The sequence below is a fragment of the Roseomonas sp. F4 genome (assembly GCF_053891155.1).
Genome location: NZ_JBSSHK010000002.1, coordinates 975,334 through 1,000,455 on the forward strand (window position 1 = coordinate 975,334; position 25,122 = coordinate 1,000,455).

The 25,122-nt window shown below is 70.3% G+C and carries 30 protein-coding genes; 11 read left to right on the forward strand and 19 right to left on the reverse strand.

The annotated features are described in order from the left end of the window. Window positions 1–107: 107 nt before the first annotated feature. The 5 genes from ACVFYP_RS12035 to rfaD are packed head-to-tail and all read right to left on the reverse strand — an operon-like array spanning window position 108 to window position 4,601. Window positions 108–1,010 carry a hypothetical protein gene (locus ACVFYP_RS12035; RefSeq protein ID WP_499200407.1) on the reverse strand — a complete coding sequence of 301 codons (903 nt, stop codon included), beginning with the start codon at window positions 1,008–1,010 and terminating at the stop codon, window positions 108–110. Between the two features lie 59 nt (window positions 1,011–1,069). Further along, entirely contained in the window at window positions 1,070–1,828 is a 759-nt protein-coding gene (pgeF, locus tag ACVFYP_RS12040; RefSeq protein WP_499200408.1) for a peptidoglycan editing factor PgeF, read from the reverse strand. Beyond that, window positions 1,825–2,823 (reverse strand): class I SAM-dependent methyltransferase, encoded by a 999-nt coding sequence (locus ACVFYP_RS12045; protein WP_499200409.1) that lies wholly within the window; start codon window positions 2,821–2,823, stop codon window positions 1,825–1,827. The genes pgeF and ACVFYP_RS12045 overlap by 4 nt, the downstream gene beginning before the upstream one ends. Further along, window positions 2,820–3,611 (reverse strand): prolipoprotein diacylglyceryl transferase, encoded by a 792-nt coding sequence (gene lgt, locus ACVFYP_RS12050; protein ID WP_499200410.1) that lies wholly within the window; start codon window positions 3,609–3,611, stop codon window positions 2,820–2,822. The genes ACVFYP_RS12045 and lgt overlap by 4 nt, the downstream gene beginning before the upstream one ends. A 9-nt stretch (window positions 3,612–3,620) precedes the next feature. Beyond that, a complete protein-coding gene (gene rfaD / locus ACVFYP_RS12055; protein WP_499200411.1) occupies window positions 3,621–4,601 on the reverse strand; it encodes an ADP-glyceromanno-heptose 6-epimerase in 981 nt (326 codons plus the stop codon). Between the two features lie 105 nt (window positions 4,602–4,706). Between rfaD and ACVFYP_RS12060 the strand changes: the two genes are divergently transcribed. From ACVFYP_RS12060 to ACVFYP_RS12080, 5 genes are all read left to right on the forward strand, one after another. Next, window positions 4,707–5,096 carry an accessory factor UbiK family protein gene (locus tag ACVFYP_RS12060; RefSeq protein ID WP_499200412.1) on the forward strand — a complete coding sequence of 130 codons (390 nt, stop codon included), beginning with the start codon at window positions 4,707–4,709 and terminating at the stop codon, window positions 5,094–5,096. Window positions 5,097–5,292: 196 nt separating this feature from the next. Further along, on the forward strand, window positions 5,293–5,799 hold the full coding sequence (locus ACVFYP_RS12065) for a type III secretion system chaperone family protein (RefSeq protein WP_499200413.1): 507 nt from the start codon (window positions 5,293–5,295) through the stop codon (window positions 5,797–5,799). 56 nt (window positions 5,800–5,855) lie between these two features. Further along, window positions 5,856–6,656 carry a pyrroline-5-carboxylate reductase gene (gene proC, locus ACVFYP_RS12070; protein WP_499200414.1) on the forward strand — a complete coding sequence of 267 codons (801 nt, stop codon included), beginning with the start codon at window positions 5,856–5,858 and terminating at the stop codon, window positions 6,654–6,656. Between the two features lie 15 nt (window positions 6,657–6,671). After that, window positions 6,672–7,304 (forward strand): TetR family transcriptional regulator, encoded by a 633-nt coding sequence (locus ACVFYP_RS12075; RefSeq protein WP_499200415.1) that lies wholly within the window; start codon window positions 6,672–6,674, stop codon window positions 7,302–7,304. A 143-nt stretch (window positions 7,305–7,447) separates the two neighbouring features. Then, window positions 7,448–7,879 (forward strand): phasin family protein, encoded by a 432-nt coding sequence (locus ACVFYP_RS12080; RefSeq protein WP_499200416.1) that lies wholly within the window; start codon window positions 7,448–7,450, stop codon window positions 7,877–7,879. A 45-nt stretch (window positions 7,880–7,924) separates the two neighbouring features. On the opposite strand, the gene ACVFYP_RS12085 is transcribed toward ACVFYP_RS12080, so the two are convergent. From ACVFYP_RS12085 to ACVFYP_RS12095, 3 genes are read right to left on the reverse strand one after another with little or no spacing between them, the layout of a single operon-like run. Then, a complete protein-coding gene (locus tag ACVFYP_RS12085) occupies window positions 7,925–9,325 on the reverse strand; it encodes an ATP-binding protein (protein ID WP_499200417.1) in 1,401 nt (466 codons plus the stop codon). Beyond that, window positions 9,322–10,029 (reverse strand): response regulator, encoded by a 708-nt coding sequence (locus tag ACVFYP_RS12090; RefSeq protein ID WP_499200418.1) that lies wholly within the window; start codon window positions 10,027–10,029, stop codon window positions 9,322–9,324. Before ACVFYP_RS12090 ends, ACVFYP_RS12085 begins: the two co-directional genes overlap by 4 nt. Further along, entirely contained in the window at window positions 10,026–10,601 is a 576-nt protein-coding gene (locus ACVFYP_RS12095; protein WP_499200419.1) for a MarR family winged helix-turn-helix transcriptional regulator, read from the reverse strand. The genes ACVFYP_RS12090 and ACVFYP_RS12095 overlap by 4 nt, the downstream gene beginning before the upstream one ends. 195 nt (window positions 10,602–10,796) lie before the next feature. Here ACVFYP_RS12095 and ACVFYP_RS12100 point away from each other — a divergent pair, with 195 nt between their 5' ends. Continuing rightward, window positions 10,797–11,324 (forward strand): GNAT family N-acetyltransferase, encoded by a 528-nt coding sequence (locus ACVFYP_RS12100; protein ID WP_499200420.1) that lies wholly within the window; start codon window positions 10,797–10,799, stop codon window positions 11,322–11,324. Between the two features lie 68 nt (window positions 11,325–11,392). Next, window positions 11,393–11,746 (forward strand): SnoaL-like domain-containing protein, encoded by a 354-nt coding sequence (locus tag ACVFYP_RS12105; RefSeq protein ID WP_499200421.1) that lies wholly within the window; start codon window positions 11,393–11,395, stop codon window positions 11,744–11,746. A gap of 10 nt (window positions 11,747–11,756) precedes the next feature. On the opposite strand, the gene ACVFYP_RS12110 is transcribed toward ACVFYP_RS12105, so the two are convergent. The 9 genes from ACVFYP_RS12110 to ACVFYP_RS12150 form a co-directional block, all read right to left on the reverse strand. Next, on the reverse strand, window positions 11,757–13,091 hold the full coding sequence (locus tag ACVFYP_RS12110; protein ID WP_499200422.1) for a hypothetical protein: 1,335 nt from the start codon (window positions 13,089–13,091) through the stop codon (window positions 11,757–11,759). Further along, complete coding sequence (locus tag ACVFYP_RS12115; RefSeq protein WP_499200423.1) at window positions 13,088–14,446, reverse strand: hypothetical protein; 1,359 nt, start codon at window positions 14,444–14,446, stop codon at window positions 13,088–13,090. The genes ACVFYP_RS12110 and ACVFYP_RS12115 overlap by 4 nt, the downstream gene beginning before the upstream one ends. Next, window positions 14,443–14,904 carry a molybdenum cofactor biosynthesis protein MoaE gene (locus ACVFYP_RS12120; protein WP_499200424.1) on the reverse strand — a complete coding sequence of 154 codons (462 nt, stop codon included), beginning with the start codon at window positions 14,902–14,904 and terminating at the stop codon, window positions 14,443–14,445. The genes ACVFYP_RS12115 and ACVFYP_RS12120 overlap by 4 nt, the downstream gene beginning before the upstream one ends. 1 nt (window position 14,905) lies before the next feature. Beyond that, window positions 14,906–15,157, reverse strand: coding sequence for a molybdopterin converting factor subunit 1 (gene moaD / locus ACVFYP_RS12125; RefSeq protein WP_499200425.1), 252 nt, complete (start codon window positions 15,155–15,157; stop codon window positions 14,906–14,908). A 14-nt stretch (window positions 15,158–15,171) separates the two neighbouring features. Further along, complete coding sequence (locus ACVFYP_RS12130) at window positions 15,172–15,885, reverse strand: hypothetical protein (RefSeq protein WP_499200426.1); 714 nt, start codon at window positions 15,883–15,885, stop codon at window positions 15,172–15,174. Between the two features lie 8 nt (window positions 15,886–15,893). After that, window positions 15,894–16,517, reverse strand: a complete 624-nt coding sequence (gene pgsA / locus ACVFYP_RS12135; protein WP_499200427.1) for a CDP-diacylglycerol--glycerol-3-phosphate 3-phosphatidyltransferase — start codon at window positions 16,515–16,517, stop codon at window positions 15,894–15,896. Between the two features lie 24 nt (window positions 16,518–16,541). Continuing rightward, window positions 16,542–18,488, reverse strand: a complete 1,947-nt coding sequence (gene uvrC / locus ACVFYP_RS12140; protein WP_499200428.1) for an excinuclease ABC subunit UvrC — start codon at window positions 18,486–18,488, stop codon at window positions 16,542–16,544. A 359-nt stretch (window positions 18,489–18,847) separates the two neighbouring features. After that, window positions 18,848–19,270, reverse strand: a complete 423-nt coding sequence (locus ACVFYP_RS12145; RefSeq protein ID WP_499200429.1) for a dihydroneopterin aldolase — start codon at window positions 19,268–19,270, stop codon at window positions 18,848–18,850. Further along, complete coding sequence (locus ACVFYP_RS12150; protein ID WP_499200430.1) at window positions 19,267–20,058, reverse strand: SDR family oxidoreductase; 792 nt, start codon at window positions 20,056–20,058, stop codon at window positions 19,267–19,269. Before ACVFYP_RS12150 ends, ACVFYP_RS12145 begins: the two co-directional genes overlap by 4 nt. A 96-nt stretch (window positions 20,059–20,154) precedes the next feature. Here ACVFYP_RS12150 and ACVFYP_RS12155 point away from each other — a divergent pair, with 96 nt between their 5' ends. Then, window positions 20,155–20,490, forward strand: coding sequence for a hypothetical protein (locus ACVFYP_RS12155; RefSeq protein WP_499200431.1), 336 nt, complete (start codon window positions 20,155–20,157; stop codon window positions 20,488–20,490). Window positions 20,491–20,511: 21 nt separating this feature from the next. On the opposite strand, the gene ACVFYP_RS12160 is transcribed toward ACVFYP_RS12155, so the two are convergent. After that, window positions 20,512–20,754 (reverse strand): YMGG-like glycine zipper-containing protein, encoded by a 243-nt coding sequence (locus tag ACVFYP_RS12160; RefSeq protein ID WP_499200432.1) that lies wholly within the window; start codon window positions 20,752–20,754, stop codon window positions 20,512–20,514. Between the two features lie 111 nt (window positions 20,755–20,865). Continuing rightward, window positions 20,866–23,079 carry an excinuclease ABC subunit UvrB gene (gene uvrB / locus ACVFYP_RS12165; RefSeq protein ID WP_499200433.1) on the reverse strand — a complete coding sequence of 738 codons (2,214 nt, stop codon included), beginning with the start codon at window positions 23,077–23,079 and terminating at the stop codon, window positions 20,866–20,868. Window positions 23,080–23,155: 76 nt separating this feature from the next. Here uvrB and ACVFYP_RS12170 point away from each other — a divergent pair, with 76 nt between their 5' ends. The 3 genes from ACVFYP_RS12170 (at window position 23,156) to ACVFYP_RS12180 (ending at window position 25,057) form a co-directional block, all read left to right on the forward strand. Further along, window positions 23,156–23,623, forward strand: a complete 468-nt coding sequence (locus ACVFYP_RS12170; RefSeq protein WP_499200434.1) for a CYTH domain-containing protein — start codon at window positions 23,156–23,158, stop codon at window positions 23,621–23,623. Window positions 23,624–23,753: 130 nt separating this feature from the next. Beyond that, window positions 23,754–24,302, forward strand: a complete 549-nt coding sequence (locus tag ACVFYP_RS12175; protein WP_499200435.1) for a hypothetical protein — start codon at window positions 23,754–23,756, stop codon at window positions 24,300–24,302. A gap of 41 nt (window positions 24,303–24,343) precedes the next feature. Further along, window positions 24,344–25,057, forward strand: a complete 714-nt coding sequence (locus ACVFYP_RS12180; RefSeq protein WP_499200436.1) for a hypothetical protein — start codon at window positions 24,344–24,346, stop codon at window positions 25,055–25,057. The last annotated feature ends 65 nt before the right edge of the window (window positions 25,058–25,122 follow it).

Genomic DNA, 25,122 nt, shown 5'->3' on the forward strand with positions numbered 1-25,122 from the left:
CGGAAGATAGGCCCCGCGCCCGACGGGCGGCTTGGTAGCAACGTGACGGTAAAGTGTCCATCACCGCCGGATGACCGCCACGCATGGCGGCCCTGTCCGGCCGTGCCTCAGCGCGGCGCGGCGGCCGCGGGCGTCGCGGCGGGCGGGAAGCCACCGGCATTGGTCACCACGTCCCGGATGCCGCCGGAAGCCTCCTGCGCCACCACGAAGGCAATATCGCCCCACAGCCCGGCCAGCGAGCCCGCCGGCACCTCGTTCAGCTGCAGCACCCGTCCCAGATCCTCGCCGTCGCGGCGGGAGACCACCCAGACGATCTCCACCCGCTGGAGCCGCGGTCCGGAGGGCACCACCGTGACCTCCCCCTGCACCGCGAATTGCGCGCCTTCGGCCTCGTCCTGCACCTGGAAGCCGAAGCCGGCCAGGTTGTCGCGCATGCGCGCGGTCAGGCTCTGATTGCCGTCGCCCGGGGCACCACGCACCGGCAGCAGCCGCAGCACCGGGGCGCCACCGCCGGAGGCACGCTCATCCCCCGTGCGACGCTGCGCATCGATGCGGCCGATCAGATCCGCGAGCCGCGGCGCGGCCTGCCCGGCGATCTCGGCATGCAGCGGCGCGCCGCTCTCCGCCCAGGCGCCCACCGGCACCGACTGGCCGACAAGCATGCCGAGCGCGCGGCCATCTGCGTCGCGCAGCGCGAAGCGCGGCACCACCAGCTCACCCTGCCGCTCCGCCACCATCAGCAACTGCCAGTCGAGCGGCAGAGCGGGGCCGGCCACGGCCGGAATCTCCTGCGCCACCAGCGCCCCCGCCATCGCCTGGGCGAGGCTGGTGGAATCGGCATCCGTCAGCAGCAGATCGCGCGACGGAGGGATGGCCACCCGGTAGCCGGGGGGCAGGCGCAGCCGGCGCGCCACGGCGCCCGGCCGGCCACGGAAGGGCTGCGGAAGCCCGCCACAGGCCGCCAGCGCCAAGGGCGCCAGCAGCAGGAACCGACGGCTATGCGAAGACACAGGAAGCCATCAGGGTCACCACCATCAGTACCAGGAACATGATTACGTAAGGCATCGGGTCACCCAGGCAGGACGAGGGCGGAGAGTTGGTGTCCGATAGGCCCTCCGCCAGCCAAGGTGCGCCGGCGATGGCTAAAGAACTGCTCTTCCAACGCCAGCGTATCCTGAAACAGGGCGTCGGCGCGGCCGATGCCGGTGGCGGCGAGGCGGGCCGCGCAATAGCCGGCCAGGTCGAACTGCCAGCGATCCTCCCGCTGGCCGGGGGCGAAGAAGCGGGCATCCGTCCCTGACCGTGCCAGCACGGCATCGCGCAGGTCGGGGCCGACCTCATAGCTCGCCTGGCCAATGCAGGGGCCGACCACGGCGGCGATATCTTCCCGCACTGCGCCCTGGGCTTCCATCGCCTCGATAGTCGCCTCCAGCACGCCGGCCACGGCGCCGCGCCAGCCGGCATGGGCGGCGCCGATGACGCCGGCGCGGAGATCGGCGAAGAGCACTGGCGCGCAATCGGCGGTCAGCACGCCAATCGCCTGGCCCGGGCGGTTCGTCACCAGCGCATCGGCGGTGGGGCGGGTGTCATCGGTCCAGGGCGTCCGGGCATCGGCCACCGCCACGCCATGCACCTGTACCAGTCCCATCACGGTCTCGGCCCCCAGCACCTGAGCGCAGGCGGCGCGGTTGCGGCGCACCGCCTCCGGGTCATCCTGGCCCGAAAAGGAACAGTTCAGCGCGGCATAGGGGCCGGAGGAGACGCCGCCCTGCCGGGTGAAGAAGCCATGCGGCACGGCCAGGCCGGCCGTGAGGAAGCCGGGGGTCATGAAGGGTCGAATCCGGGAAGGGTGGGAAGCACAGGGTCGCAGACGGCCAGTGCCTTGAACAGACGGCCCATGCCCTCCGCCGCCACCAGCCGCTCCGCGCCCGACAGGATTTCCCCCGCGAGGCGCGGCCGGCCGTGGGCCAGCATGGCGGCGCGGGACATCAGGCCGAGGCGTTGCAGGAACAACCCCTGCGGCAGCGGCCCCTGCGCGGCGGCGCCCGCGGCGCGGGCTGTGCGGGCAATTGCGGAAAAGTCGACATGGGCGGTCAGGTCGGCGGAACCCGGATCGGCCAGCGGGTCCAGCCCCGCCGCCTGGCCGCGCACCGCCTGCAGGCTGTCGCCGAAGCCGGATCCCGCAGGCCCGTAGTCGAGAAACAGCGCCGCGCCGCCCTGGGCCGCCAGCCGGCTGGCGAGGGCGGCCACCACGGCCTGCGCCGCTTCCCCGACTTCACAAACGGCACCATCGGGTGCTTCGGCAGGCAAGGGGAGGTCGGACGGCACCTCGATGAATTGCCCGTCCTCGACATGCCGCTCCATCCAGGCGTTGCCGCGCCGCACGAATTGCCGGATCGGCAGGGCGTCCAGAAATTCATTGCCGAGCAGCAGCATCGGCCCCGGCGGCAGGCTGCCGAGATCGTCGTGCCAGCCGCTTACGGCCGCCCCCAGCATGCGCCGCTGCGCCTCCCGCAGGGGCGGAGAGGTCTCGACCAGATGCAGCCGCAGCGCGGCGCGGAAGGGGGCGGCGACATCGCCCACGGCGCGCAGCGCGTCGGCCATCAGCGTGCCGCGCCCAGGCCCGACCTCCACCAGCAGCACCGGATCGGGCCGGCCCATCTGGTCCCAGGCGATGGCGGCCCAAAGGCCCAGCACCTCGCCAAAGGCCTGGGAGATTTCGGGCGCCGTGGTGAAGTCGCCCGCCCGGCCGAAGGGCGTCGCTGGCCGGGCGTAATAGGCCGCGACCGCCCGCGCCATGAAGCGGTCGAGCCTTTCACTCATGCCGGGCGGCGCGCCCGCAGCATCAGCACCGCGCCCACCAGCATCATCGGCAGCGACAGCAACTGCCCCATGGTGGTGCCGGCGATCAGGAAGCCGAGATGCGCATCCGGCTGGCGGAAGAACTCGCCGATGAAACGGGCCAGCCCGTAGAAGGCGAGGAAGGCGCCGGTGACGAAGCCCTCCCGCTCACGCAGCGCCGGGATGCGCACCAGGATGTTCAGGATGATGAAGAGAAGCACGCCCTCCATCGCCGCCTGATAGAGCTGGCTGGGATGCCGCGGCTCCGGCCCGCCGGTCGGGAAGACCATGGCCCAGGGTACGTCGCTGACGCGGCCCCAGAGCTCCCCATTCACGAAATTCGCCAGCCGCCCCAGCCCGAGCCCGATCGGCACCACCGGCGCGACGCGGTCACCGAAGCGAAGTGCTGGCAGGCCCTGGCGGCGGCAGAACCACAGCGCGGCGAGGATGACGCCCAGCATGCCGCCATGGAAGGACATGCCGCCCTGCCAGACATACAGCGCCTCCCACGGTGCGGTGATGTAGTAGCCGGGCCGGTAGAACAGCACGTAGCCGAGCCGCCCGCCGAGGATGATGCCCAGCGTCGTCCAGGTGACGAAATCGTCCAGCTGTTCGCGGCTCGCCGCGACCGGCGCCAGCGCGATCAGCCGCCGCGCCAGCATCCAGCCCAGCAGGATTCCGGCGATATAGGCCAGCGCGTACCAGCGCAGCGCGAAGGGGCCGATCTCGATCAGCACCGGGTCGATGACGGGGAAGGCGATCACGAACATCTTTCCGGGTCACCTATGCGGGTCAGGGTTCAACAGGAAGTCCCGCACATAGCGGCCAACACCCGCCTCCAGCGTCGTCGGCGGCCGGTCGAACCCGGCCGCGCGCAGCTTCGCCATGGGGGCTTCGGTAAAATACTGGTATTTCCCGAGGAGGTCCGGCGGCATGTCGATGAATTCGATGCGGTCGTTCTGGCCGAGCCCGGCGAACATCGCCCGCACCAGATCGACAAAGCTGCGCGCCTGGCCGGAGCCGATGTTGAACAGCCCGCTGACCTTTGGGTTGTCGAGCAGCCAGACCATCGCCGCGACGCAATCCTCGACATGCACGAAGTCGCGCATCTGCGCGCCATCGGCGACATCCGGGCGGTCGGAACGGAACAGCCGGGCCGGTTCGCCGCGCTGCACTTCATTGAACTTGTGAAACACCACGCTGGCCATGCGGCCCTTGTGGTATTCGTTCGGCCCATAGACGTTGAAGAAGCGCAGCCCGGCCCATTGCGGCGGCGCCGGATAGCCACGCGCCAGCATCTCCGCCACCCGCCGGTCAAAGGCCAGCTTCGACCATCCATACAGGTTCAGCGGCCGCAGCGCTGCCAGCGCCGTCGCGCTGTCGTCATCGGCGAAGCCCAGCGCGCCATCGCCATAGGTGGCGGCGGAGGAGGCGTAGATGAAGGGAATGGCCCGCTGCGCGCATTCCGCCCAGAGCGTCAGCGGCAGGGTCAGGTTGGTGGCCGCCACCAGGTCGCCATCGGTCGCCGTGGTCGCGCTGATCGCGCCCATATGCAGCACCGCGGTGACCTTCGGCTGGCTGGCCCAGAAGTCCGGCAGCGCCTCCGGCGGCAAAATTCCGGCGATGCCGTGCTTGGCGAGGTTGCGCCATTTCAGCCCCTCGCGCAGCCGGTCCACCACCAGAACCTCCGCCCCCCGGTCACAGAGTGCGGCGACCAGGTTGGACCCGATGAAACCGGCGCCGCCGGTCACGACATACATCGGTGGTTGTCCCTTCGTGCTGCGGCGCTTATCTCGCCGCGGCCGGGGTATAGGCCGCGGTGTCGCGGCCGGACAAGGCACGGACAGATCAGGCAGGAGGTCGTGATGACCAGCGAAACCGGACCCGGCGGCATGGGCGGCGGCGGTACCAGTGGCGGAGCCTCCGGCGGGACCGGTGGTGGACCCTCCGGCGGGCAGGGGCCGAAGCGCGGCCTGTTCGACGACCTGGCCGGCATGGCCGGCGGCGCCTTCTCGGTGCTCGCCGGCGCGCGGGCGGAGGCGGAGGCGATGGGTCGGGCCCAGCTCGATGCCATGGTGCAGCGGCTGGATCTGGTGAAGCGCGAGGACCTCGACGCCGCCCTGGAAGTGGCGCGCCGGGCCCGCGAACAGGCGGAGGCGCTGGAGACTCGCGTCGCGGCGCTGGAGGCCAGGCTGACGGCGGCGGATACCGCGCCGCCGGCCAATGATCCCGGCCTTGCGGCGGATGGCGGCTGAGCGGTCCGCCAATGGTGGCTGGGCGGCGCGGTGCATCCTGTTTCGCCGACTCGCCCGGCAAGCCCTTGAGCTCGTCATCAAGCCGATGCTTGCGGTGCCTTTTCGCACCTGCGTAGTCTACAGCTAGTGGCGATTCGGGCAGCCGCCTCCCACCATCAGGGGGGGTCGCGCCTGGACGGGCGAAGGAGGTGCCGCGATGTCCGCTTATGTCGGATACGAGGAACGCGACCGGTCCGCGAACCCCCTCGATGTGCTGGAACAGATCGTAACGGCCAATGAATGGGCGTTCGACAGGCGCTCGGACAGTGAAATGGCCGCCGAGGCCCCCGGCAAATGGTGCGACTACGGCCTGTATTTCTCCTGGTCCCAGGAAATCAGCGCCATGCACTTCTCCTGCACCTTCGACATGAAGGTGCCGGCCAACAAGCGCGACAAGCTGTTCGAGCTGCTGGCCCTGGCCAATGAAAAGCTGTGGATCGGCCATTTCGGGCTGGATAGCGACGACGGCATGCCGGTGTTTCGCCACGCCGTGCTGCTGCGGGGCGCGCCGGGCGCCTCCGCCGAGAGCCTGGAGGATATGGTCGACATCGCGCTGACCGAGTGCGAGCGCTTCTTCCCGGCCTTCCAGTTCGTCCTCTGGGGCGGCAAGCCGCCGGCGGAGGCGCTGCAGGCGGCCATGTTGGATTGCGTGGGCGAGGCCTGACCGTCTCCGCAGACCTCGGCTTGCCAAATACGGTCATGACGGCGAGGCTCGCCGCCATGACCGAAACGCTCCCTCCTTTGCTTCTCATCGGCTGCGGCAAGATGGGCGGCGCCATGCTGGCCGGCTGGCGCGAACGCGGCCTGGGCGAGACGCTGGTGGTGGACCCCTTCGCCACCGGCCCCATCCCCGGCGCCACACTTTTGCGGGATGCGGCCGAGATCCCGGCCGGCTTCGCCCCCGCCGCGGTGGTTCTGGCGACCAAGCCGCAGGAGGCACCGGCCAGCCTTCCGGCCTATGCCCGCTTCGCCGGCTCGGCGGTCTTCGTCTCCATCATGGCCGGCAAGACCGTGGGCTTCATGCGCGGGCTGCTGGGGCAGGGGGCGGCGGTGGTCCGCGCCATGCCAAACACGCCGGCCGCCGTGCGCCAGGGCTTTACAGTGGCCTTCGCCGGCCCTGGCGTTTCCGACGCTCAGCGCACGCTGGCCGACACGCTGCTCGCCGCGACTGGGGAGGTGGACTGGGTGGCGGAGGAAGCGCTGCTCGACCCGGTCACCGCCGTCTCCGGCGGCGGCCCGGCCTATGTCTTCCTGCTGGCGGAACTGCTCGAAGCCGCGGCGGTGGAACAGGGCATTCCGGCCGACCTCGCCCGCCGCATGGCGCGCGCCACCGTCGCCGGCTCCGGCGCCCTGCTGGCCGCCAGCACGGAGGATGCGGCCCAGCTCCGCAAGAACGTCACCAGCCCGAAGGGCACCACGGAACGGGCGCTGGCCGTGCTGATGGCGCAGCAGGCCTGGCCGGACAGTATTTCCCAGGCGATCGCGGCCGCCACGGCGCGATCCCGCGAGCTTGCAGGTTAATTCACGAAATCCCCATTGGCGCGGGGCGCTTCCACCCCCAACATCCCCGCCATGGAAGCCTCCGACCCCAAGCTGCTTGATGCGCTCTTCGCCGTGATCGCCGAGCATGGCTGGCGCGGCGTCACACCCGGCCGGCTCTCGGCCCTTTCCGGCATCCCGGCCCGCGACCTGGTGCGCCGATTCCCCTCCCGCCTCGATCTGCTGCGGCTGCATGCGGAAGCGGTGGCGCAAAGTGTCGCCGAAGGCACCGTGCCCGGTCAGGGCGGCACGCCACGGGACCGGGTGTTCGATGTGCTGATGCGGGGCGTGGATGCGCTGCTGCCGCACCGGGCCGGCATGCTGCGGCTGATGTCTGACATGCGCCGCGACGGCGTGCTGGCCGTGGCGCTGCTTCCCATCCTGCAAGGCAGCATGGCGCGGATGCTGGAGGCGGCGGAGCTGGATTCCAGCGGCCTGCAAGGCCGGTTGCGCGCCACCGGGCTGGTCGGCGTCTGGCTGATGACGCTGCGGGCCTGGGAACAGGACGACAGCGTCGATCTCGGCACCACCATGGCCGCGCTGGATCGCGCCCTGGACCGCGCGGAACAGACGGCGCGCAGCCTGCGGCTGGAGCCGGGCGATCTGGCGCTGCCGCCCGCGGAGGCCTGATCGCGCCTCGGGTCTCGCTCTGCAAGACGCGGTCCTGGGCATGTCGGATGTTTTTTGTGCAGTGCATCATTGGGCGCCTTCTCCCGGCTCCCCAGCTCACCTAGATATGCGCCTGCAAAACCCGCGCCGAGGAGAACGTTGCGATGTCCGACCGCTTTGGCATGAAGCCTGACGAGATGATGCGCATGCTGTCCGAATTCCGCCTGCCCGCGATGCCGGACATGACCGGCCTGGCCGAGGCGCAGCGCCGGAACCTGGAAGCCCTCTCCAACGCCAATCGCGTGGCGCTGGAAGGCGCGCAGGCCGTGGCCCGGCGGCATATGGAGATCCTGCAGGCGTCGATGGCCGAAATGACCGACGCCATCCGCACCATGTCCGGCACCGAGAGCCCGCAAGTCCGCGCCGCCAAGCAGGCCGAGATGCTGAAGTCCGCCTATGAGCGCGCGGTGGCGAATATGAAGGAGGTCGCGGACCTCATCCAGAACTCCAATTCCGAGGCGCTGGGCGTGCTGAACAAGCGCTTCACGGAAGCCATGGACGAGGTGAAGACCCTGGTCGCGCAGCAGAAGGCCTGAGGTTTCGGGCGCGCGCCAACCGCGCGCGCCCTGACGCCCGGCTGACTACATCGGCAGCCGGATGCGGGCCCGCAGCCCACCCAGCGGGCTCGCTTCCAGCACGATGTCGCCCCCATGCGACCGCGCGATGTCCCGCGCGATGGCGAGGCCAAGGCCGGTGCCGCCCGCCGAAAGCGTGGCGAATGGCCGAAAGGCCTCCTCCCGCAACGCCTCCGGGATTCCCGGCCCGTCATCATCCACCGTCACCTGCGCCCAGTTGCCGCTCTCCCCACGTGGGATTTCGCAGACCCGGACCTCGATGCGACCGGCATGTTTGCGGGCATTGTCCAGCAGATTGGCCAAGCAGCGGCGCAGCGCATCCGGCCGCAGCGGCAGGGTCAGTGCCTCCGGTGCCTGCACCGCCATCAGGGCGCCGTCCCGCTGCGCCTTCTTCGCCACGTCGCGGACGATGGCGGCGAGATCGGTGGGCTGCGTCTGCTCCTGCGCCTCGCCGCGCGCGAAGGCGAGGTAGACGGCGATCATCCGCTCCATCTCCTCCACATCCTCGGTCAGCGCGGCAATATCCTGCTCGGTCTCCGGGGAGGGCGGCAGCATGGCGAGCGCCAGGCGCATGCGGGTCAGCGGTGTGCGCAGGTCGTGGCTGATGCCGGCCAGCATGTCGGTGCGCTGGGCAACGAAGCGGCGGATGCGGTCTTGCATGCGGTTGAAGGCGCTCGCCGCCTGGCGCACCTCGCTCGCCCCTTCCGGCTTCATCTGGCCGATGTCGCGGCCCAGCCCGAAGGCTTCCGCCGCCCCGGCCAGCCGGCGGATGGCGCGGACCTGATTCTTCATGAACAGCGACGCCACGCCGAACAGCAGCAGGGAGGAGCCGACCAGCCAGATGAAGAACAGGTAGAGCGTGCCGGTGAACAGCCGTTTGCGCGGCGCCTCCACATGCAGCACGCCGTCCGGCAGTTGGATGCGGATGATCACGCTGCGCCGGTCGGATTGCCAGTCGGCATCGAAGGGCCGGCGCACCCGCTCCACCATCGCATGCGCCAGATCATCCTCCAGCGGCAGCAGGGGGAGGGAGGCGGTGCGGTCCGGCGTATTGCCGAGGCTGGCCCCGGCCTCGAAGGCGAGGGCCAGGTCGAGCCGCCAGGCGGCGTCCCGGAACAGCCAGGCGCGGTCGGCGGGGTCCGGCATGCGCTGCATCACCTCGATGACCATGCCGATCTCGCCGGCGACGCCACCAGCAAGGCGGCGGGAGATGACATCGAGGTGGTTGCCATAGAACAATTGCAGCGCCACCCCCTGCAGGATCAGCAGGGGCAGCAGGATGATCAGCAGGGACCGGCCGAGCAGCCCCCGTGGCAGCAGGGGGCGCAGCCCCTGGCCGAAGGCGCGCACCGGCCGTGCCGGCCTGGGCACCGGCTCGGCGATCGGGGGCGCGGGCGTGCCGCTCATCCGCCGGGCCGCAGCACGTAGCCACGGTGGCGGACCGTCTGCACGAAACGGGGCTCCCGCGGATCGGGTTCGATCTTGCGGCGCAGGCGGGTCACCTGCACGTCGATGGCGCGTTCGCCGGCCTCCGGCGTGCCCAGCGCTTCGGCGATCTCGTCGCGGCTCAGCACCTCGTTCGGCCGCCGCGCCAGGGCCAGCAGCAGGGCCTGTTCGCCGCCGGTCAGCCGCACCACGCCCTCCGGCCCCCGCAGCTCCGCGCGCTGCGGGTCGAACCAGCGCTGGCCGAGCTGCACCGGCCCGCCGGTGAGTTCCGTCACCGGCGGTGGCGCGGCGCGGCGCAGGATGGTGCGGATGCGCAGCGCCAGCTCCCGCGGGTCGAAGGGCTTGGCGAGGTAGTCGTCGACGCCGTGTTCGAAGCCGCTCACCCGGTCATCCGGGGCGCCGCGCGCGGTCAGCATCAGGATGGGCACGTCCTGCCCCTCCCGCCGCAGGCTTTCGGTCAGTTCCAGGCCGCTTTCGCCCGGCATCATCACATCCAGCACCATCAGGTCGAAGCTGACCGAGGTCAGGGCATGGCGCGCCGCGGCGGCATCGGCGGCGGCGGTGATCCGGAAGCCCTGCTCGGTCAGGAAGCGCTGCAGCAGGGCGCGCAGCCGGGCATCGTCATCCACCACCAGAAGGTGCGGCGCATCGGCGCTGAGCGTCATCGGCCCGCCTCCTGGTCCGGCCCGGCCTCCAGCCGCGTCAGCGCCGCGCGCGCTTCCTCCCCCATCAGGCCGCGCATGACGCGGCGGAATCCCTCCACCGCCTGGGGGCCGGCCTCGCGATAGGCGCGCATCACCGTGTCCCGCTGCCGCTCGAACAGGCTGCGTTCCAGCGCCGCGCCCTTTTCGGTCAGGGTCAGCAGGCGCTGGCGGCGGTCGCTGCGGCCTGGGTGCTGGGTGACGAAGCCATCCTCCACCAGCGGCGTCAGCACCCGGCCGAGCGACTGCTTGGTGATGCCCAATATGCCGAGCAGGTCGCCCACGGTGATGCCCGGCCGGCGGCCGACGAAATGCAGCACGCGGTGATGCGCCCGGCCCATGTCGAGACCCGCCAGCAGGGCATCGGCGCCGGCGGTGAAGTCGCGATAGCCGAAGAACAGCAGATCCTGCGCCAGGCGCAGCTCCTCCTCCCGAAGGAAAAGCAGGTTGCGGCCGGCGGCGCCGGCCCGGTCATCCTCCCGCGCCCCGGCTGGGCGGGGCCTGGTGGGCGCCGAGATGTCAGATTCTGCCGGCATGGCCGTTACGGAGTCCCCTGAACTTTCATCCTCGGCCGTTCTGCCGGGCCGACCGATGCTTCGCGCGTCATCGCGCTGCGCGCCGCTTGCAGATATAGGGCACAGGCGCGCGAACGAGTAGCGATCAGCGATGCCGGCAGGGCCGGCAGGGGAAATGAGACATATGGTTCTGGTGCCTTTCGGGACATGCCGCCGATGCCGCTGACCCTGCGCACGGCCCGGGTCGGCGATGTGGCGCGGATCAGCAAGCTGCATGCCGACCTCTGGCGCGACTCGCGCGCCGCCTTCTTCGACGCCGAATTCATCGAGGACCCGCTGGAAGCGGCGATGGTGGCTCAGTGGCAGGACCTGCTGCGCGGCCGCAAGCGCCCCGGCCAAGTGGTTGTGGCGATGACGGGCCACCAGTTGGAAGGCTTCGCCAATGCGGTGCTGGCGGGCGGCACGGCACAGATCGACCATCTGGAGGTGCGGGAGAAGATGCGCGGGCGCGGCATTGGCCGCTCGCTGCTCGGCCTGCTGGCGCAGCGGATGCGGCAGGATGGCGCGCGCGCCGCGACCCTGGCGGTGCCGGCGGGGGCGGAGGGGCTGGCGCGATTCGCCAAACGCTTCGGCGGCATTCTGGGGCCGGTGGTGGAGCGCGAGCGGATCGGCCATCCGATGCCGGAGCGCAGCATCGCCTGGGCGGATATCAACCGCTTGATTGGGGCCTGCGCGGCGCCCTGAAAACGTCACTTGCTGCCAACGAGCCTGATCGGTTAGCGTGATGCCTCCGGAACAAAGAGGGTACAAAGATGACGACCAGGGAGATCGCGGAGGCCTTCGCCGCGCTGTGCAAGGCCAACCAGCATGAGGAAGCCGGCGAACGCTTTTGGGCCGAGGAGGTGGTGAGCCGGGAGGCTATGGAAGGCCCGATGGCGGAAATCCGCGGCCGGGCCGCGGTGAAGGGCAAAAGCGAGTGGTGGTATGCGAACCATGAGGTGCATTCCGCCATCACCGAAGGCCCCTTCGTGCATGGCGACCAGTTCGCCCTGCGCTTCGAGATGGACGTGACGGTCAAGGAGACCGGCCAGCGCATCCAGATGGCCGAGATCGGCCTCTATACGGTCAAGGATGGCAAGGTGGTCGAGGAACGCTTCTTCTACTGAGGCTCGGCTTTTACTGAAAATGGGGGCGGCGCGGGATCGCCACCAGTGCGACGGCCAGCGGCAGTAGCCAGATGATCCGCGCCTGGTAGCGATGATGCGGCTTGGACAGCGCCCCGGCCACGGCGGCATTGGCCAGCAGCGCCACCAGCACGAAGCCGAGCAGGGCCAGTCGCGCCCTGTCCCTGCCCCGCGCGGCCCGCCAGCCCAGCCACAACGCCGCAGCCAGCGCCACGGCGAGGATCGGCAGATGCGGCCGCAGCCAGGGCGCGGCGAGTGTTGGTAGGTCGCCCCGCATCTGCGCCCCGGCATCGAACTGCCCCAGCTCCTCCGCCGGGAAATGGCCCGCGATGGCGCGACGGGCGGAGGCGGTGAGGTGGTCCGGCACCAGCGTGTCACCCACCCGCATCAGGCCGAGCTGCGCCAGGGTGTTGCGCAGGCCGGCCAGGGCGACCTCCGCCGGATAGGCCTTCAGCGTCGCGGCGATGATCTCCCGCGCCTCGGCCGCGCCCTGCATGGCGCCCATTGCGCGCGGGCTGCCATCGGCCTCCCGGTTCAGGGGGCTGGTGCCGTCCCAGAGGAATTCGTCGCTGTCCATCGGCAGCCGGTCGGTGAAGGCGCAGAGGTGCCAGCCGGCCTCCGGGCAGCGATCCCGCAGCAGCGCGGCCGCCGGCCCATCCGCCTGAAGCCGCGCCAGCAGGAAGGCGGAGCCATGCGGTGACAGGGTGAAGCGGCCGAAGGCCAGGCTGTTAGCGGTGCACAGCAACAGCACGGCCAGGGCTACCGGCAGCGCGGCTCGCAGCACCGGCCCGATCCGCCAGGTCAGCAAAAGGGTCAGCGCCAGCAGCGCGAGGGCCGTCGGCAGATGCGACAGATGGGCGGCCACTGCCAGGGTGGTGATCCCGCCCACCCACAGGGCCTGCCCCAGGTGGAGTCGGCTGAAGGCCAGCAGGAACAGCCCGAGCGGCACCAGCCCGGTCAGCGCATCCGGCATCAGCGTCGCCAGGAACCAGGGTGCCGAGGTCAGCAGCCCCAGCCCCGCGCAGATCAGCAGATGCCATCCGGGATGCGCACGGCCGCGCAGTGCGCCCTGCGTCAGCCAGATGAAATGGGAGGCCAGCACGCCCTGGACCAGCACTGGCGCCCAGAGCGATCGCTGCCAGTGGAACAGGTGGAGAAAGGGGCCATAGGCCTGGGTCTTGTCCCAGGGCACCTCCGGCTGGGTCGTGTGCAGCAGGTAGGAGACGGTGTCGATGAAGACCAGCGGATAGCCATTCATCCAGGCCGGCCAGATCAGGAAGGGCGCAGCGCCCAGTACGGCCAGCAGTGCCAGCAGGCGCGCCGTCACAGGATGGCCGTGCGTGCCGTGTCTTCCGGTCGCGCGCGAGGCAACAGGGCCAGCCCCGCCACCACCGGCATCAGCCAGAGGATGCGTGCCTCGTAGCGCAGATGCGGCTTGGACAGGCCACCTGTCGCCAGGGCATTGGCGGAGACGGCGACCAGCACCCCCACCACCAGCCCGATCCGCCGCCGGTCCCCCAGGCCCCGCCACCAGGCGAGCAAGGCCAGCACCGCGCCGGCCAGCAACACGGGCGCGTGCGGCCAGAGGAACGGCGCCGCGGCCGCGGGCAGCAGCCCGCGCGGTTGCAGGGCGGCGTCGTAGGCCGCCAGTTCGCGCGCCGGAAAGCCCTCGGCGATGCGCGGGCGCACCGCGGCCTCCAGATGGGTCGCCACCAGCGTGTCGCCCGCCGTGGCCAGCGCCATCTGCCGCAGCGCATTGCGCGCGGTGCTCCAGGCCACCGCGCCGGGATAGGCGCGCAGCGTCTCTGCCACGATCACCCGCGCCTCATCGGAGAGCAGCGCGCCGCCGAGGAAGCGCGGCGTGCCATCCGGGGCGCGGTTCACCGGGCTGTCCGGCTCCCAGAGGAAGGCGTCGCTGTCCATCGGCAGGCGATCTGCGAAGGCGCACAGGTACCAGCCGGCTTCCGGGCAACGCGCTTGGATCAGCGCCGCCGCCGGGCCATCCGCCTGCAAGCGCGCCAAGGCGAAGGTGGCGCCATGCGGGGACAGGCTGGCGCGGCCATGGCCCCAGAGATTGGTGCCGAGCAGCAGAAGCACCGCGAGGACCAGCGGCGCCGCGACGCGCAGCGCCGGTCTCAACCGCCGCGCTACCAGCAGCACGAAGACCAGCAGCGCGAGGGCCAGCGGCAGATGGGACAGGTGGGTGGCGATGCCGGCCGCGGCCAGCAAACCCAGCCAGGCCGCTTCCAGCCGGCTCAGCGACTCCCGCGCAAAGCCCAGCAGCAGCAGCGCCAGCGCGAGGATGGGCGCGAAGACATCCGGCATCAGCAGCGCGATGGTGAAGGGCGCCGTGGTCAGCAGCGCCGCTCCGGCGCTGGCGGCCAGATGCCAGCCGGGCGTCGCATCCCCCCGCAGCGCCCGCTGCGTCAGCCAGAGCAGATGCGACAGGCACAGCCCCTGCGCCAGCAACGGTCCCCAGAGGCTGATCCGCGCGTGGAAAAGCTGCATCAGCGGGCCGTAGACATGCGGCTTGTCCCAGATCACCAGCGGCCCCCCAGGGGGCGGTGCCGTCTGGTGCAGGAAGGCGCCGGTATCGCTGAAGACCAGCGGATAGCCGTTGAGGAAGGCCGGCCAGACCAGCAGAAGCCCGCCGACCAGGATCGCGGCGAGGCGGAGGATCAAGCCCCCGTGGCCCAGCGCGCGGCGGCCGCATCGTCGCTGGCCTTGGCTTCCACCCAGCGTTCCCGCCCATCGGCGAATTCCTCCCGCTTCCAGAAGGGGGCGGAGGTTTTCAGCCAGTCGATCAGGAAGGCGCAGGAGTCGAGCGCGGCGGCGCGATGGGCGGAGGCGGTGAGCACCAGCACGATCGGCGCCCCCGGCACCAGCCGGCCAACCCGGTGGATCACAGTGCAGCCGGTCAGCGGCCAGCGGCCCCAGGCCTCGTCCGCGATTTTTCGCAAGGCGCGCTCGGTCATGCCCGGATAGTGTTCCAGCACCAGGGCGGCCAGCCCGTCATCGGCGCGGCAGAGGCCGACGAAGCTGGCCAGACCGCCGATATCGGTGCGGTCCTGGCTCAATGCGGCCGCTTCAGCACCGAGGTCGAATGGCGCTTCCTGCACCCGGACTGTGGGGCCAGCCATCTCAGCCACCCGTCACAGGTGGGAAGAAGGCGACCTCGTCGCCCGCCGCCACCATCTGGTCCGGCGTGGCGAAGTCCTGGTTCACCGCGGCGCGGATCTGGCGCGGATCGGCGAAGGCGGCGGCATGGCCCGGGCTGCGGCGGGCCAGGAAGGCCACCAGCCCGGCCACGTCCCGCACATCCTCCGGCAGCACGACATCCTCCTCGGCCAGACCGACCTTTTGCCGAACCCAGGCGAAATAGAGGATCTTCAAGCCGGCAGGTCCCCTCAGTTCGGCACCACCCGCGTGCTGGTCCGGCCATCCGGCCCGATCCAGGTTTCCACATTGCCGTCGCGGATCACCGCACCGCCGCCCTGCGGCCCGGTATAGCCCTGCACGCGCGGCGTGCCGCCGGTGCCCGTGACCAGGCCGCCGGAGGGGGTGGTCAGCGACCGACCCTCCAGCCGCGCGGCCGGCGGGGTCAGGGCGCCGGGCGGCGCGGCCGCGGCCGGGCTGCGCGGATACTCGCCCGGCGCGCCGAGGCTGCCCGGGGGATTGGAAGACCCACGACGGGTCCCTGGCGTCGGCACCGGAGAGGCCGCGGGCGGCGCACCGTCGATCAGGCTGGGGCGATAGGACGGGATATTGCGCATCGCCTCATCCGGCCCGCCCATCATGGTCGGCCGGGCGGCTTCCTCACCCGGCCAGACATCGCCGGTTTCCGGCACCAGCGGCTGCACCGTCGGATTGCTGCCGCGGACGCGCTGGATGGTCAGGCTGTCGCCGGTGACCACGTTCGCCGAGCCCATGAAGGGCGAGCGGATGCGGTCCCAGCCGGCCGAAAGCGTGCTGCCAAAGTCGCTGCCGGCACAGCCGGCCAGAAGGGTGAGTGCCAGAAGCGGCGCGCAATTCGCGCCGCGACGGAAAGATGGGCGGTAACGTTCGGCGGCCATGTCGGCTCCCGTGTTCGCGAGGTTCGGGCGGAAGATGCGCCGCAGCATGGCACGTCTCAAGGGTGTAGCGGAGTCTGCGCCGGCGGCGGTTGCGCCGCTGGCGGGATGCTCGCGCGGCCGACATGGCGCAGCCCGGCCTGGAGGTAGTCCCAGCCGGTCACAAGCGTCAGCACCGCCGCCGTCAGCAGCATAACCTCTCCGATCAGGGACACCGGCAGCCAGGACAGCCAGATGACGGAGGCGCCGCTGTCGCCAGCCAGAAGCGTGCCGAGCGCGCCCATCTGGAAGCCTGTTTTCCATTTGGCCAGGTTGGTCACCGGCAGGCCGATTTTCAGCCCGGCCAGATATTCCCGCAGGCCGGAGACCAGAATCTCGCGCAGCAGGATGACAATGGCGGGGAACAGGCCGAACTCGCTGAGCCCGCCGGTGCCCGCCAGCAGCATCAGCGCGGCGCCCACCAGCAGCTTGTCGGCGATCGGGTCCAGCATGCGGCCGAAATCGCTGATCTGCTGGCGCGATCGCGCCAGCTTGCCATCGAAATAATCGGTGATGGCCGCAGCGGAGAACACCGCGCAGGCCGCCAGGTCGCTCCAGGCATGGCCCAGCGTCGCCAGCACGACCAGCAGGGGGATCGCCGCGATGCGCGACAGGGTCAGAAGATTGGGGAGGTCGGTCGGCACATGTTCATCCGGCGTTGTCTCGGCTCAGCCTTCCCCCACTCTACCCGTCCCGGCGCCCGGGTGGAAATGGCCATGGATGCGGCGCGCCACGGCGGGGCCGATTCCGGGCGCATTCTCCAGGTCGGTCAGCGCCGCGTTGCGCACGCCGCGCGCCGAGCCGAAGTGGTTCAGCAGCTTGCGCTTCAGCGCGGCGCCGACGCCGGGCACGTCATCCAGCTCCGATCGCACCAGGGATTTGGACCGGCCGGTGCGATGCGTGGCGATGGCGAAGCGATGCGCCTCGTCGCGCAGCCTTTGCAGGTAGTACAGCACGGCATCGCGGGGCGGGAGCTGGATCGGGTCCCGGCCTGTCTGGTGGAACCATTCGCGACCCGCATCGCGGTCCGGCCCCTTGGACATGGCCACCAGGGGGATGTCGTCCACACCCAGCTCGGCCAGGATCTCCCGCGCCGCCGAAAGCTGGCCGGCACCGCCATCGATCAGCACCAGGTCGGGCCAGGCGTCGCTTTCCCGGCCTGGGTCCTCCTTCAAGGCGCGGCCGAAGCGGCGCTCGAAGACCTCCCGCATCATGGCGAAATCGTCACCTCCGCGTGGTGCGGGGGTGGGGACCATGGGGGGGATGGCGGGCGCCGGTCCCTTGATAGCGTACTTGCGATAGGCGGATTTCAGGAATCCGCCGGGGCCTGCGGCGATCATCACGCCATAGGCGTTGGTGCCCATGATGTGGCTGTTGTCGTAGACTTCCACGCGCTCCGGCGGTGCCGGAAGGTCGAAGATGCGGGCCACGCCGGCCAGCAGATCGGCCTGGGCCGCGCCTTCGGCCATGCGACGCTCGATCGCCTCTCGCGCATTCGTGGCCGCATGTTCGACGGCGCCGCGCTTTTCGCCACGCTGCGGCCGGTGGATTTCCACCTTGCGGCCGGCCTTCAGCGTCAGCGCTTCCGCCAGCAGGGCGGAATCATGCGGCTCGTGGCTGACCAGCACCAGGGGTGGCGGCGGCAGGTCGTCATAAAGCTGCGCCAGGAAGGCGCCCAACACCTCCTCCGCCGATTGCTCCGCCTTGGCGTGGGACAGGAAGAAGGGCCGGTTGCCGTTGTTGCGGCCGCCGCGGAAGAAGAAGACCTGGACGCAGGACTGCCCGGCCATCTGGTGCAGCGCCACCACATCCGCGTCGTTCACGCCGTCCAGATTGATGCGGTCGCTGCCCTGGATATGGGTCAGGCCGCGGATGCGATCGCGCAGGCTGGCCGCCCGCTCGAATTCCAGTCGCTCCGCCGCTGCCTCCATCTCCGTGGCCAGCTTGCGTTGCAGGGATGGAATCCCGCCGCCCAGGAAATCTTTCGCCTGACGAACCAGGGAGGCGTATTCATCCCGCGATATTCTCTCGACGCACGGGGCGGAGCACCGCTTGATCTGGAACAGCAGGCAGGGGCGGGTGCGGCTGTCGAAGACCGTGTCGCGGCAGGTACGCAGCAGAAAGACCTTCTGCAGCGCCGTCAGCGTCTGGTTGACCGCCCAGGCGCTGGCGAAGGGTCCCCAATAGCTGGCGCCCTTGCGCCGCTCCCCGCGATGCTTGGCGATCTGCGGCCAGGGATGGTCCTCCGTCATCACCAGCCAGGGATAGGACTTGTCGTCCCGCAGCACGATATTGAAACGCGGCCGCAATTTCTTGATGAGATTGGCTTCGAGCAGCAGGGCCTCCGCCTCGCTGCCAGTGGTCACCACCTCCAGCCCGCGCGTCTCGAAGACCATCCGCCGCAGCCGCTCCGGCAGGCGGGAGAGTTGGGTATAGGCGGCGACGCGCCGCTTCAGGCTGCGCGCCTTGCCGACATAGAGGGCATCACCCTTGGCATCGAGCATCCGGTACACGCCCGGCGCCAGCGGCAGGGTTTCCAGGGCACGCTCGATCACCGCCAGGCCGCTGGGTGCGGGCGTGACGCTGGGGATTTCGGGCGGGTCGGGCTCGGTCATCGGGATGGTCCGACAGTCCTATGCAGGGGGATCAGACAGGATATTGGTCCCAGGGGATTTTTCCACCAAAGCTGTGGACAACTCTGTGGAGCAACTACCCCGAAACCCCCGGGAATGGCCGTCATCCGCCAGTCACACATGCTTGCCTGTTTTTTGGGCTGTTTTTTTAACTAGTTGATTGTGCTCAGAATTCACGATCCGGGGCCACCTATCGGCTCGTCAAGCGCTAGTTCGAGGTTGACAGCCCCCCTCCGCGCTCATTTTTGCGAGCCCGGTGGAAAAGTCCGGGGCGGCCACCCACCGTGGCATGCTGCCGGTAACACACCGTTCACACAGCCATTGCCAAAGACTTACCGGTATCAAGCCTGTGATGACGGGGCTGCGCGGCGGCGTTCCACCACCACCCCGACCGTCTCGACATCCGGAAAGGCATCCGGCTTCTCGACCGTCACCCGCGCCCGCTCCACCCGGTCGTCCGCCAGTGCGGCCAACGCGACCTTCTCGGCCAGCGTCTCCACCAGCAGCACATGGCCTTCCGCCACCGTGGCGCGGGCCGTTTCCACCAGCCGGGCGTAATCGACGACCCGGCGGAAATCATCGGGGCCGATCGCCGCCGGCGCCGCATCGTCGCGCACCACCAGCTCCACGCTCAGCATGATTCGCTGGGGCGCCGCCTTCTCATGCGGATGGATGCCCAGCCGCGCCATCAGCGCCATCCGCCGCAGGAACACCACGCGGTAGCCGTGCTCGGCATCGGGCGCATAGAGGGGGGCGTGAATCATTCGTCGATCTCCGTGGCGTCCGCCACCGGCGTGGGCGCCCATTGCAGATGCTGGCCGCCATCGAGGGCGATCATCTGCCCGGTCATGGCGGGCAGCGACAGGATGGCGAGCAGCGCGCGCGCGACCTCCGCCGGACCTGTCCCATGCCGCAGCGGCACAGAGGCGCATTGCCGGTCGAACTGGGCCTGGGTCTGGCGCGGGGAAGGCATGGCCGGGCCGGGGCCGATGGCGTTCACGCGGATGCGCGGCGCCAGGGCCAGGGCCAGCGTTTGGGTCAGCGTCCAGAGCCCGGCCTTGGAGACGGTGTAGGACATGAAATGCGGCGTCAGCGACCAGACCCGCTGGTCCAGCAGATTGATGATGACACCCTCCGCCCCCGCCGGCAGCGCCGAGGCCATGGCCTGGGACAGCACGAAGGGCGCGCGGAGATTGGCCTCGATATGCCGGTCCCAGCTTTCCCGCGTCGCGTCGTGCCATTCGTCGCGTTCGAAGGTGGAGGCGTTGTTCACCAGCACGCCGATCGGCCCCAAAGCGGCGCTGGCCAGGGCGACCAGCGGCGCCACCTCCGCCTCCCGCGCCAGGTCGGCCTGAAGCGCGATGGCACGGCGGCCCAGGGCTTCAATCCGCCCGACGGTCTCCGCCGCCTCCGTCGCGCTGCTGCCAAAGTGGATCGCGACGTCGAAGCCGGCCTCGGCGAGGGCCAGCGCCATGGCCTGGCCGAGCCTTTTGGCCCCGCCGGTGACCAGGGCCGCGCGGGGAATCGCGGCGGGGATGAGGGAAGGGGTCATGCGCGGCCGGAGATAGCGGGCGCCGCGCCACCCGCCAATGCTTGACCGCCGTCCTGCCGGCGCCTTCCTTGGGTCCATGGGTTGGGGGAGGTGTCGATGCGGGCGGCTTTGGCTGTGATGGTGCTGCTGGGCTCGGCACCGGCCCTGGCGCAGGGAATTCCAGGGCTCGGCCGTGCCGCGCCTTCCACCCCGGGGCTGCTGGCGCCCCAGGGAATATCAGAGGAAACCCCCCAGCAGAAGCGCGACTTCTGCCAGCGAATCGCCACCGCCGCCGGGCGCTGCGCCATCGGCGGGGGCTTGGCCGCGGCGGCGGTGACCTCCTGCCTGGTGCAGGGCCTGCCGCTGCAGGATCAACTGCGCGTGGCCCAGTCCGCCCAATCCGCCCGAGGCGGCGTCTCCGGCCTGCTGTCGGAATGCGGCATCGGGCGGTGAAGGGCCGGCGCGGCCAGGGTCCTATCGGTGGCGGCCACCACCACCGGTCAACGCGCCCAGCGCCGCGCCACCCGCGCCACCGATCAAGGCGCCTGTCACCGCGGAGCCGCCGGTCAGGGCACCTACCGCCGCACCGCCCGCCGCGCCGAGGGCGCCACCGGACAGCGCCCGCTGTTCGCGCCGCGACAGCCCTTCGCAGGCCGCGAGCGGGATGAGAAGGGCGCTGACGAGCGCCAGCCGGACCAGCCCAGAAGTCGTCCGCATGGAAGTGTTCCTCAGTCAGTTGCACTGAGCGCAAATAGGCCGCGTGGCTGAGGCGCCCATGCGGCAGCGCCTGCCTTGTCTCCGCCACAGCCGATCAAGCGCGCGTGAGCGTCAGCGCCGCCGGCCGCGCCCGCCCTTGGCCTTGTTCGGGTCGTAGCCGCCGCCGCCGGGACCCATCGGCTTCGGCTTCCAGTCCTGTTTGGCCCGGCCCTTGCCATTGGCGGGGCCGCCAGCGCGCGGCGCGCTGTCCTGAAGCGAACGTCCGGCCATGTTCGGCTGCAGGCCGAGCTCCAGCGCCTCCAGCCGCTTGATCTCGTCGCGCAGCCGGCCGGCCTCCTCGAATTCCAGATCGGCGGCGGCGGCGCGCATGCGCTTTTCCAGCTCGGCGATGCTGGCGCCGATATCCCTGCCGACGAAGTTGGCGGTGCTGTCACCTTCGACCGCCTCGACCGTCACATAATCCTGCTCATAGACCGATTGCAGCACATCGGAGATGTCGCGGCGGATGCTGGTGGGCGTGATGCCGTGGGCAGCATTCCATTCCTGCTGCTTGGCGCGGCGCCGCGCCGTCTCGCCCAGGGCCTTCTTCAGGCTCTCAGTCATCACATCGGCATAGAGCACCACGCGCCCTTCCACATTGCGCGCGGCGCGGCCGATGGTCTGGATCAGCGCGGTGGTGGAGCGCAGAAAGCCCTCCTTATCCGCATCCAGGATCGCCACCAGCGAGCATTCCGGGATGTCCAGCCCCTCGCGCAGCAGGTTGATGCCGATCAGCACGTCGAACACCCCGCGGCGCAGATCGCGGATGATCTCGATGCGCTCCAGCGTGTCCACGTCCGAATGCAGGTAGCGGCAGCGGATGCCGGTTTCCGTCATGTATTCGGACAGATCCTCCGCCATCCGCTTGGTCAGGGTGGTGACCAGGATGCGGCCACCTGCCGCCGCCACCTTGCGGCATTCGGCCAGCAGATCGTCCACCTGGCCCTCCACGGGCCGGATTTCGGTGACCGGGTCGACAAGGCCGGTGGGCCGGATCACCTGTTCCGCGAAAACGCCGCCGGTGCGTTCCATCTCCCACGGCCCGGGCGTCGCGCTGACGAAGACGGTGGTGGGGCGATAGGCGTCCCATTCCTCGAACTTCAGCGGCCGGTTGTCCTTGCAGGACGGCAGGCGGAAGCCGAATTCGTCGAGCACGGATTTGCGCGCAAAGTCGCCGCGATACATGCCGCCGATCTGCGGCACGGTGACATGGCTTTCATCCACCACCAGCAGCGCGTTTTCCGGCAGATATTCGAACAGGGTGGGCGGCGGTTCGCCCGGCTTGCGGCCGGTCAGGTAGCGGGAATAGTTCTCGATGCCCTTGCAGACGCCGGTGGTCTCCAGCATCTCGATGTCGAAAGTCGTGCGCTGGTCCAGGCGCTGGGCTTCCAGCAGGCGGCCGGCCGCATGCAGCTCCGCCAAGCGTTCCTTCAACTCCGCCTTGATGCTGAGAATCGCCTGCTGCATCGTCGGCCGTGGCGTCACGTAGTGGCTGTTGGCGTAGATGGCCACGCGGTCCAGGTCGCCGGTGATCTCACCCGTCAGCGGGTCGAATTCCTTCAGCCCGTCGATCTCATCCCCGAACAGGCTGACGCGCCAGGCCCGGTCCTCCAGCTGCGACGGCCAGATATCGACCGTCTCGCCGCGAATGCGAAAGGTGCCGCGCTGGAAGGCGCTGTCGTTGCGGCGATATTGCTGTTCGACCAACCCCTTGATGAGCACGTCACGCTCGATCTTCCCGCCGCGCTCCAGCTTCACCACCATGCGCGAATAGGTTTCGACCGAGCCGATACCGTAAATGCAGGAGACGGAGGCGACGATCACCACATCGGACCGCTCCAGCAGCGACTGCGTGGCGGAATGCCGCATGCGGTCGATCTGCTCGTTGATCTGCGCGTCCTTCTCGATATAGGTGTCGGTGCGCGGGACGTAGGCCTCCGGCTGGTAGTAGTCGTAGTAGCTGACGAAGTATTCCACCGCATTGTCGGGGAAGAAGGACTTCATCTCCCCGTAAAGCTGCGCCGCCAGGGTCTTGTTCGGCGCCAGGATCAGGGTCGGCCGCTGCACCGCCTCGATCACCTTGGCCATGGTGAAGGTCTTGCCGGAACCGGTCACGCCCAGCAGCACCTGGTCCCGCTCCCCCTTGCCCAGCCCATCGAGCAGGGTGGCGATCGCGGTCGGCTGGTCGCCATTCGGCTCATAGGGCGAAACGACGCGCAGCGGCGTGCCGGAAGGCGGGGCCGGCCGCTTCTGCGGGAAGAATTCGACGGGGGTCAGGATGTTCATGGCGCGACGAATGTGGGCGCTCCACGGCGGCAATGGTAGTGGGGGCCATGCCGCCTCCGGCAGGGGACTCCGCAGCATGGGCATCGAGATCGAGCGCAAATTCCTGGTGGCGGGGGAGGGGTGGCGCGCCGAGGCCGTCGGCCCCGGCCTGCCGATGCGCCAGGGCTATCTCTCAGCGCCGGGCAGGGCCGCGCCGGTGGTGCGGGTGCGAATCGCGGGGCCGCGCGGCTTCCTGACCATCAAGGGGCCGGGCAGCCTGATGCGCGCGGAGTTCGAATATGAGGTCCCGGTCACCGATGCGGAGGCGATGCTGGCGCTGTGCCTGACGCCCCCCTTGGCCAAGACCCGCCATGAGGTGCCGCATGCCGGCCATCTCTGGACCGTCGATGTCTTCGAGGCGCCGGCGCGGCTCGCCGGGCTGGTGCTGGCGGAGGTCGAATTGCCGGATGAAACCACCGACGTGCCGCTGCCGGACTGGCTGGGGGCGGAGGTGACGGAGGACCCGCGCTACGCCAATGCGGCGCTGGCCGTCGGCGGACCCTGAACCGGAAAGGGGCGCTGCTCGCGGCGCTGTGCGCCACCGTGCCGATGCCGAGATGAACAGTTGGGGGAATGCCGCGTTCTGATTGGCATGGGTGCATCGCACCTGATCAGAACACGGAGGAACCACCACCATGCGTACCCGGCACATCGCCCTCGCGGGCGCCTTTGCGGCCACGCTCGGTCTGGCAGGCACGGCCTTCGCCCAGAGCACCACCCCCGGCGCCACCGCCCCCAATCTGGGACCCACCGGCCAGCCGATGACGCAGCAGGCGCCGCGCCAGGGCACGCAGGCGCCCGGCACCGAGGCGCAGCGCACCAACCCCACCCCGATGCCGCCTGGCAGCCAGGCCAACCAGGCTCCCGGCATGGGCGCGACAACCTCGCCGGCCTCCCCGCCCCCGGGCACGACCGCGCAGGGCGCCCCCGGTGCCGCTCCCGCCACGGGCGCCACCACCCGGGCCGCCCCGGTGCAGGGCGGCGGCGAGGCGTCGCAGCTTCAGCAGGGCGCCAACTCCTTCACCGAGGGCCAGGCGCGGTCCCGCATCACCGATGCCGGCTTCGCCGATGTGCAGGGGCTGAGCCTGGATGACCAGGGCATCTGGCGCGGCCGCGCCATGCGCAACGGCCAGCAGACCGGCGTTGGCCTGGACTACCAGGGCAACATCGCCGCGACGCCGTGAACGTTCGCCCCGGTCCCACAACAACGACAGGAAACGCAGCCATGACAAGCCGTACCATCGCCCGTCTTTTCGACAGCTCCGTGACCGCGCATGCCGCGGTGGCGAGCCTGGAAGCCGCCGGCTTCCGGCATGAGGACATCACCTATATGGGCAGCGCCGGCGAGACCGCCGTGCGCGACGACCTGGCCGCCACACCCGGCCGCGCCGCCGCTGCGGATGTGAGTTCGACGCATCCCGCGGGCACCGTGGACGAGGCCCCCACCGGCACCGGGGCCGCGACGGGCGCGTCGCTGGGCACCGTGCTGGGCGGCGGCGCTGGCCTTCTGGCCGGCATCGGCGCCCTGGCGATCCCGGGCGTTGGCCCGCTGGTCGCCGCCGGCTGGCTGGTCGCTGCCTTGACCGGCGCCGGTGTCGGCGCGGCGACGGGTGGCCTGCTCGGCGGCCTTGTCTCCGCCGGTGTCGGTGAGGAACATGCGGCCACCTACTCCGAGGGGCTGCGTCGCGGTGGCCATCTGGTGGCCGTGCGCACGGATGAGGCGCGTGCCGCCGAGGCCGAGCGCATCCTGGAGCAGCATGGCCCGATCGACATGGATGCGCGCCAGCAGGAATGGCGCGACGGCGGCTGGGCGCCGGATGCGGCCACCTCGCACGACCCCGCGCGCAATCCGGTCGGCCACACGGCGCCGATCCGCGCCCCGGGCGAGTTGCCGCTGGCCAATGATCCGTCGCTTCGCCGTCCGGGCGATGTCGCCTGACAGGCGGGTCGCGCGATCAGGTCCATGACCAGCGAAACGTCGCGGGTCTGATCCGGCGGCCATGA

Excerpts from the sequence above, each read along its gene's own strand:
- pgeF (WP_499200408.1), bottom strand. The coding sequence starts at position 1,828 with ATGACCCCCGGCTTCCTCACGGCCGGCCTGGCCGTGCCGCATGGCTTC.
- ACVFYP_RS12045 (WP_499200409.1), bottom strand. The coding sequence starts at position 2,823 with ATGAGTGAAAGGCTCGACCGCTTCATGGCGCGGGCGGTCGCGGCCTAT.
- lgt (WP_499200410.1), bottom strand. The coding sequence starts at position 3,611 with ATGTTCGTGATCGCCTTCCCCGTCATCGACCCGGTGCTGATCGAGATC.
- rfaD (WP_499200411.1), bottom strand. The coding sequence starts at position 4,601 with ATGTATGTCGTGACCGGCGGCGCCGGTTTCATCGGGTCCAACCTGGTC.
- ACVFYP_RS12060 (WP_499200412.1), top strand. The coding sequence starts at position 4,707 with ATGACCAGCGAAACCGGACCCGGCGGCATGGGCGGCGGCGGTACCAGT.
- ACVFYP_RS12065 (WP_499200413.1), top strand. The coding sequence starts at position 5,293 with ATGTCCGCTTATGTCGGATACGAGGAACGCGACCGGTCCGCGAACCCC.
- proC (WP_499200414.1), top strand. The coding sequence starts at position 5,856 with ATGACCGAAACGCTCCCTCCTTTGCTTCTCATCGGCTGCGGCAAGATG.
- ACVFYP_RS12080 (WP_499200416.1), top strand. The coding sequence starts at position 7,448 with ATGTCCGACCGCTTTGGCATGAAGCCTGACGAGATGATGCGCATGCTG.
- ACVFYP_RS12085 (WP_499200417.1), bottom strand. The coding sequence starts at position 9,325 with ATGAGCGGCACGCCCGCGCCCCCGATCGCCGAGCCGGTGCCCAGGCCG.
- ACVFYP_RS12090 (WP_499200418.1), bottom strand. The coding sequence starts at position 10,029 with ATGACGCTCAGCGCCGATGCGCCGCACCTTCTGGTGGTGGATGACGAT.
- ACVFYP_RS12095 (WP_499200419.1), bottom strand. The coding sequence starts at position 10,601 with ATGCCGGCAGAATCTGACATCTCGGCGCCCACCAGGCCCCGCCCAGCC.
- ACVFYP_RS12100 (WP_499200420.1), top strand. The coding sequence starts at position 10,797 with ATGCCGCTGACCCTGCGCACGGCCCGGGTCGGCGATGTGGCGCGGATC.
- ACVFYP_RS12105 (WP_499200421.1), top strand. The coding sequence starts at position 11,393 with ATGACGACCAGGGAGATCGCGGAGGCCTTCGCCGCGCTGTGCAAGGCC.
- ACVFYP_RS12120 (WP_499200424.1), bottom strand. The coding sequence starts at position 14,904 with ATGGCTGGCCCCACAGTCCGGGTGCAGGAAGCGCCATTCGACCTCGGT.
- ACVFYP_RS12130 (WP_499200426.1), bottom strand. The coding sequence starts at position 15,885 with ATGCTGCGGCGCATCTTCCGCCCGAACCTCGCGAACACGGGAGCCGAC.
- uvrC (WP_499200428.1), bottom strand. The coding sequence starts at position 18,488 with ATGACCGAGCCCGACCCGCCCGAAATCCCCAGCGTCACGCCCGCACCC.
- ACVFYP_RS12145 (WP_499200429.1), bottom strand. The coding sequence starts at position 19,270 with ATGATTCACGCCCCCCTCTATGCGCCCGATGCCGAGCACGGCTACCGC.
- ACVFYP_RS12150 (WP_499200430.1), bottom strand. The coding sequence starts at position 20,058 with ATGACCCCTTCCCTCATCCCCGCCGCGATTCCCCGCGCGGCCCTGGTC.
- ACVFYP_RS12155 (WP_499200431.1), top strand. The coding sequence starts at position 20,155 with ATGCGGGCGGCTTTGGCTGTGATGGTGCTGCTGGGCTCGGCACCGGCC.
- ACVFYP_RS12160 (WP_499200432.1), bottom strand. The coding sequence starts at position 20,754 with ATGCGGACGACTTCTGGGCTGGTCCGGCTGGCGCTCGTCAGCGCCCTT.
- uvrB (WP_499200433.1), bottom strand. The coding sequence starts at position 23,079 with ATGAACATCCTGACCCCCGTCGAATTCTTCCCGCAGAAGCGGCCGGCC.
- ACVFYP_RS12170 (WP_499200434.1), top strand. The coding sequence starts at position 23,156 with ATGGGCATCGAGATCGAGCGCAAATTCCTGGTGGCGGGGGAGGGGTGG.
- ACVFYP_RS12175 (WP_499200435.1), top strand. The coding sequence starts at position 23,754 with ATGCGTACCCGGCACATCGCCCTCGCGGGCGCCTTTGCGGCCACGCTC.
- ACVFYP_RS12180 (WP_499200436.1), top strand. The coding sequence starts at position 24,344 with ATGACAAGCCGTACCATCGCCCGTCTTTTCGACAGCTCCGTGACCGCG.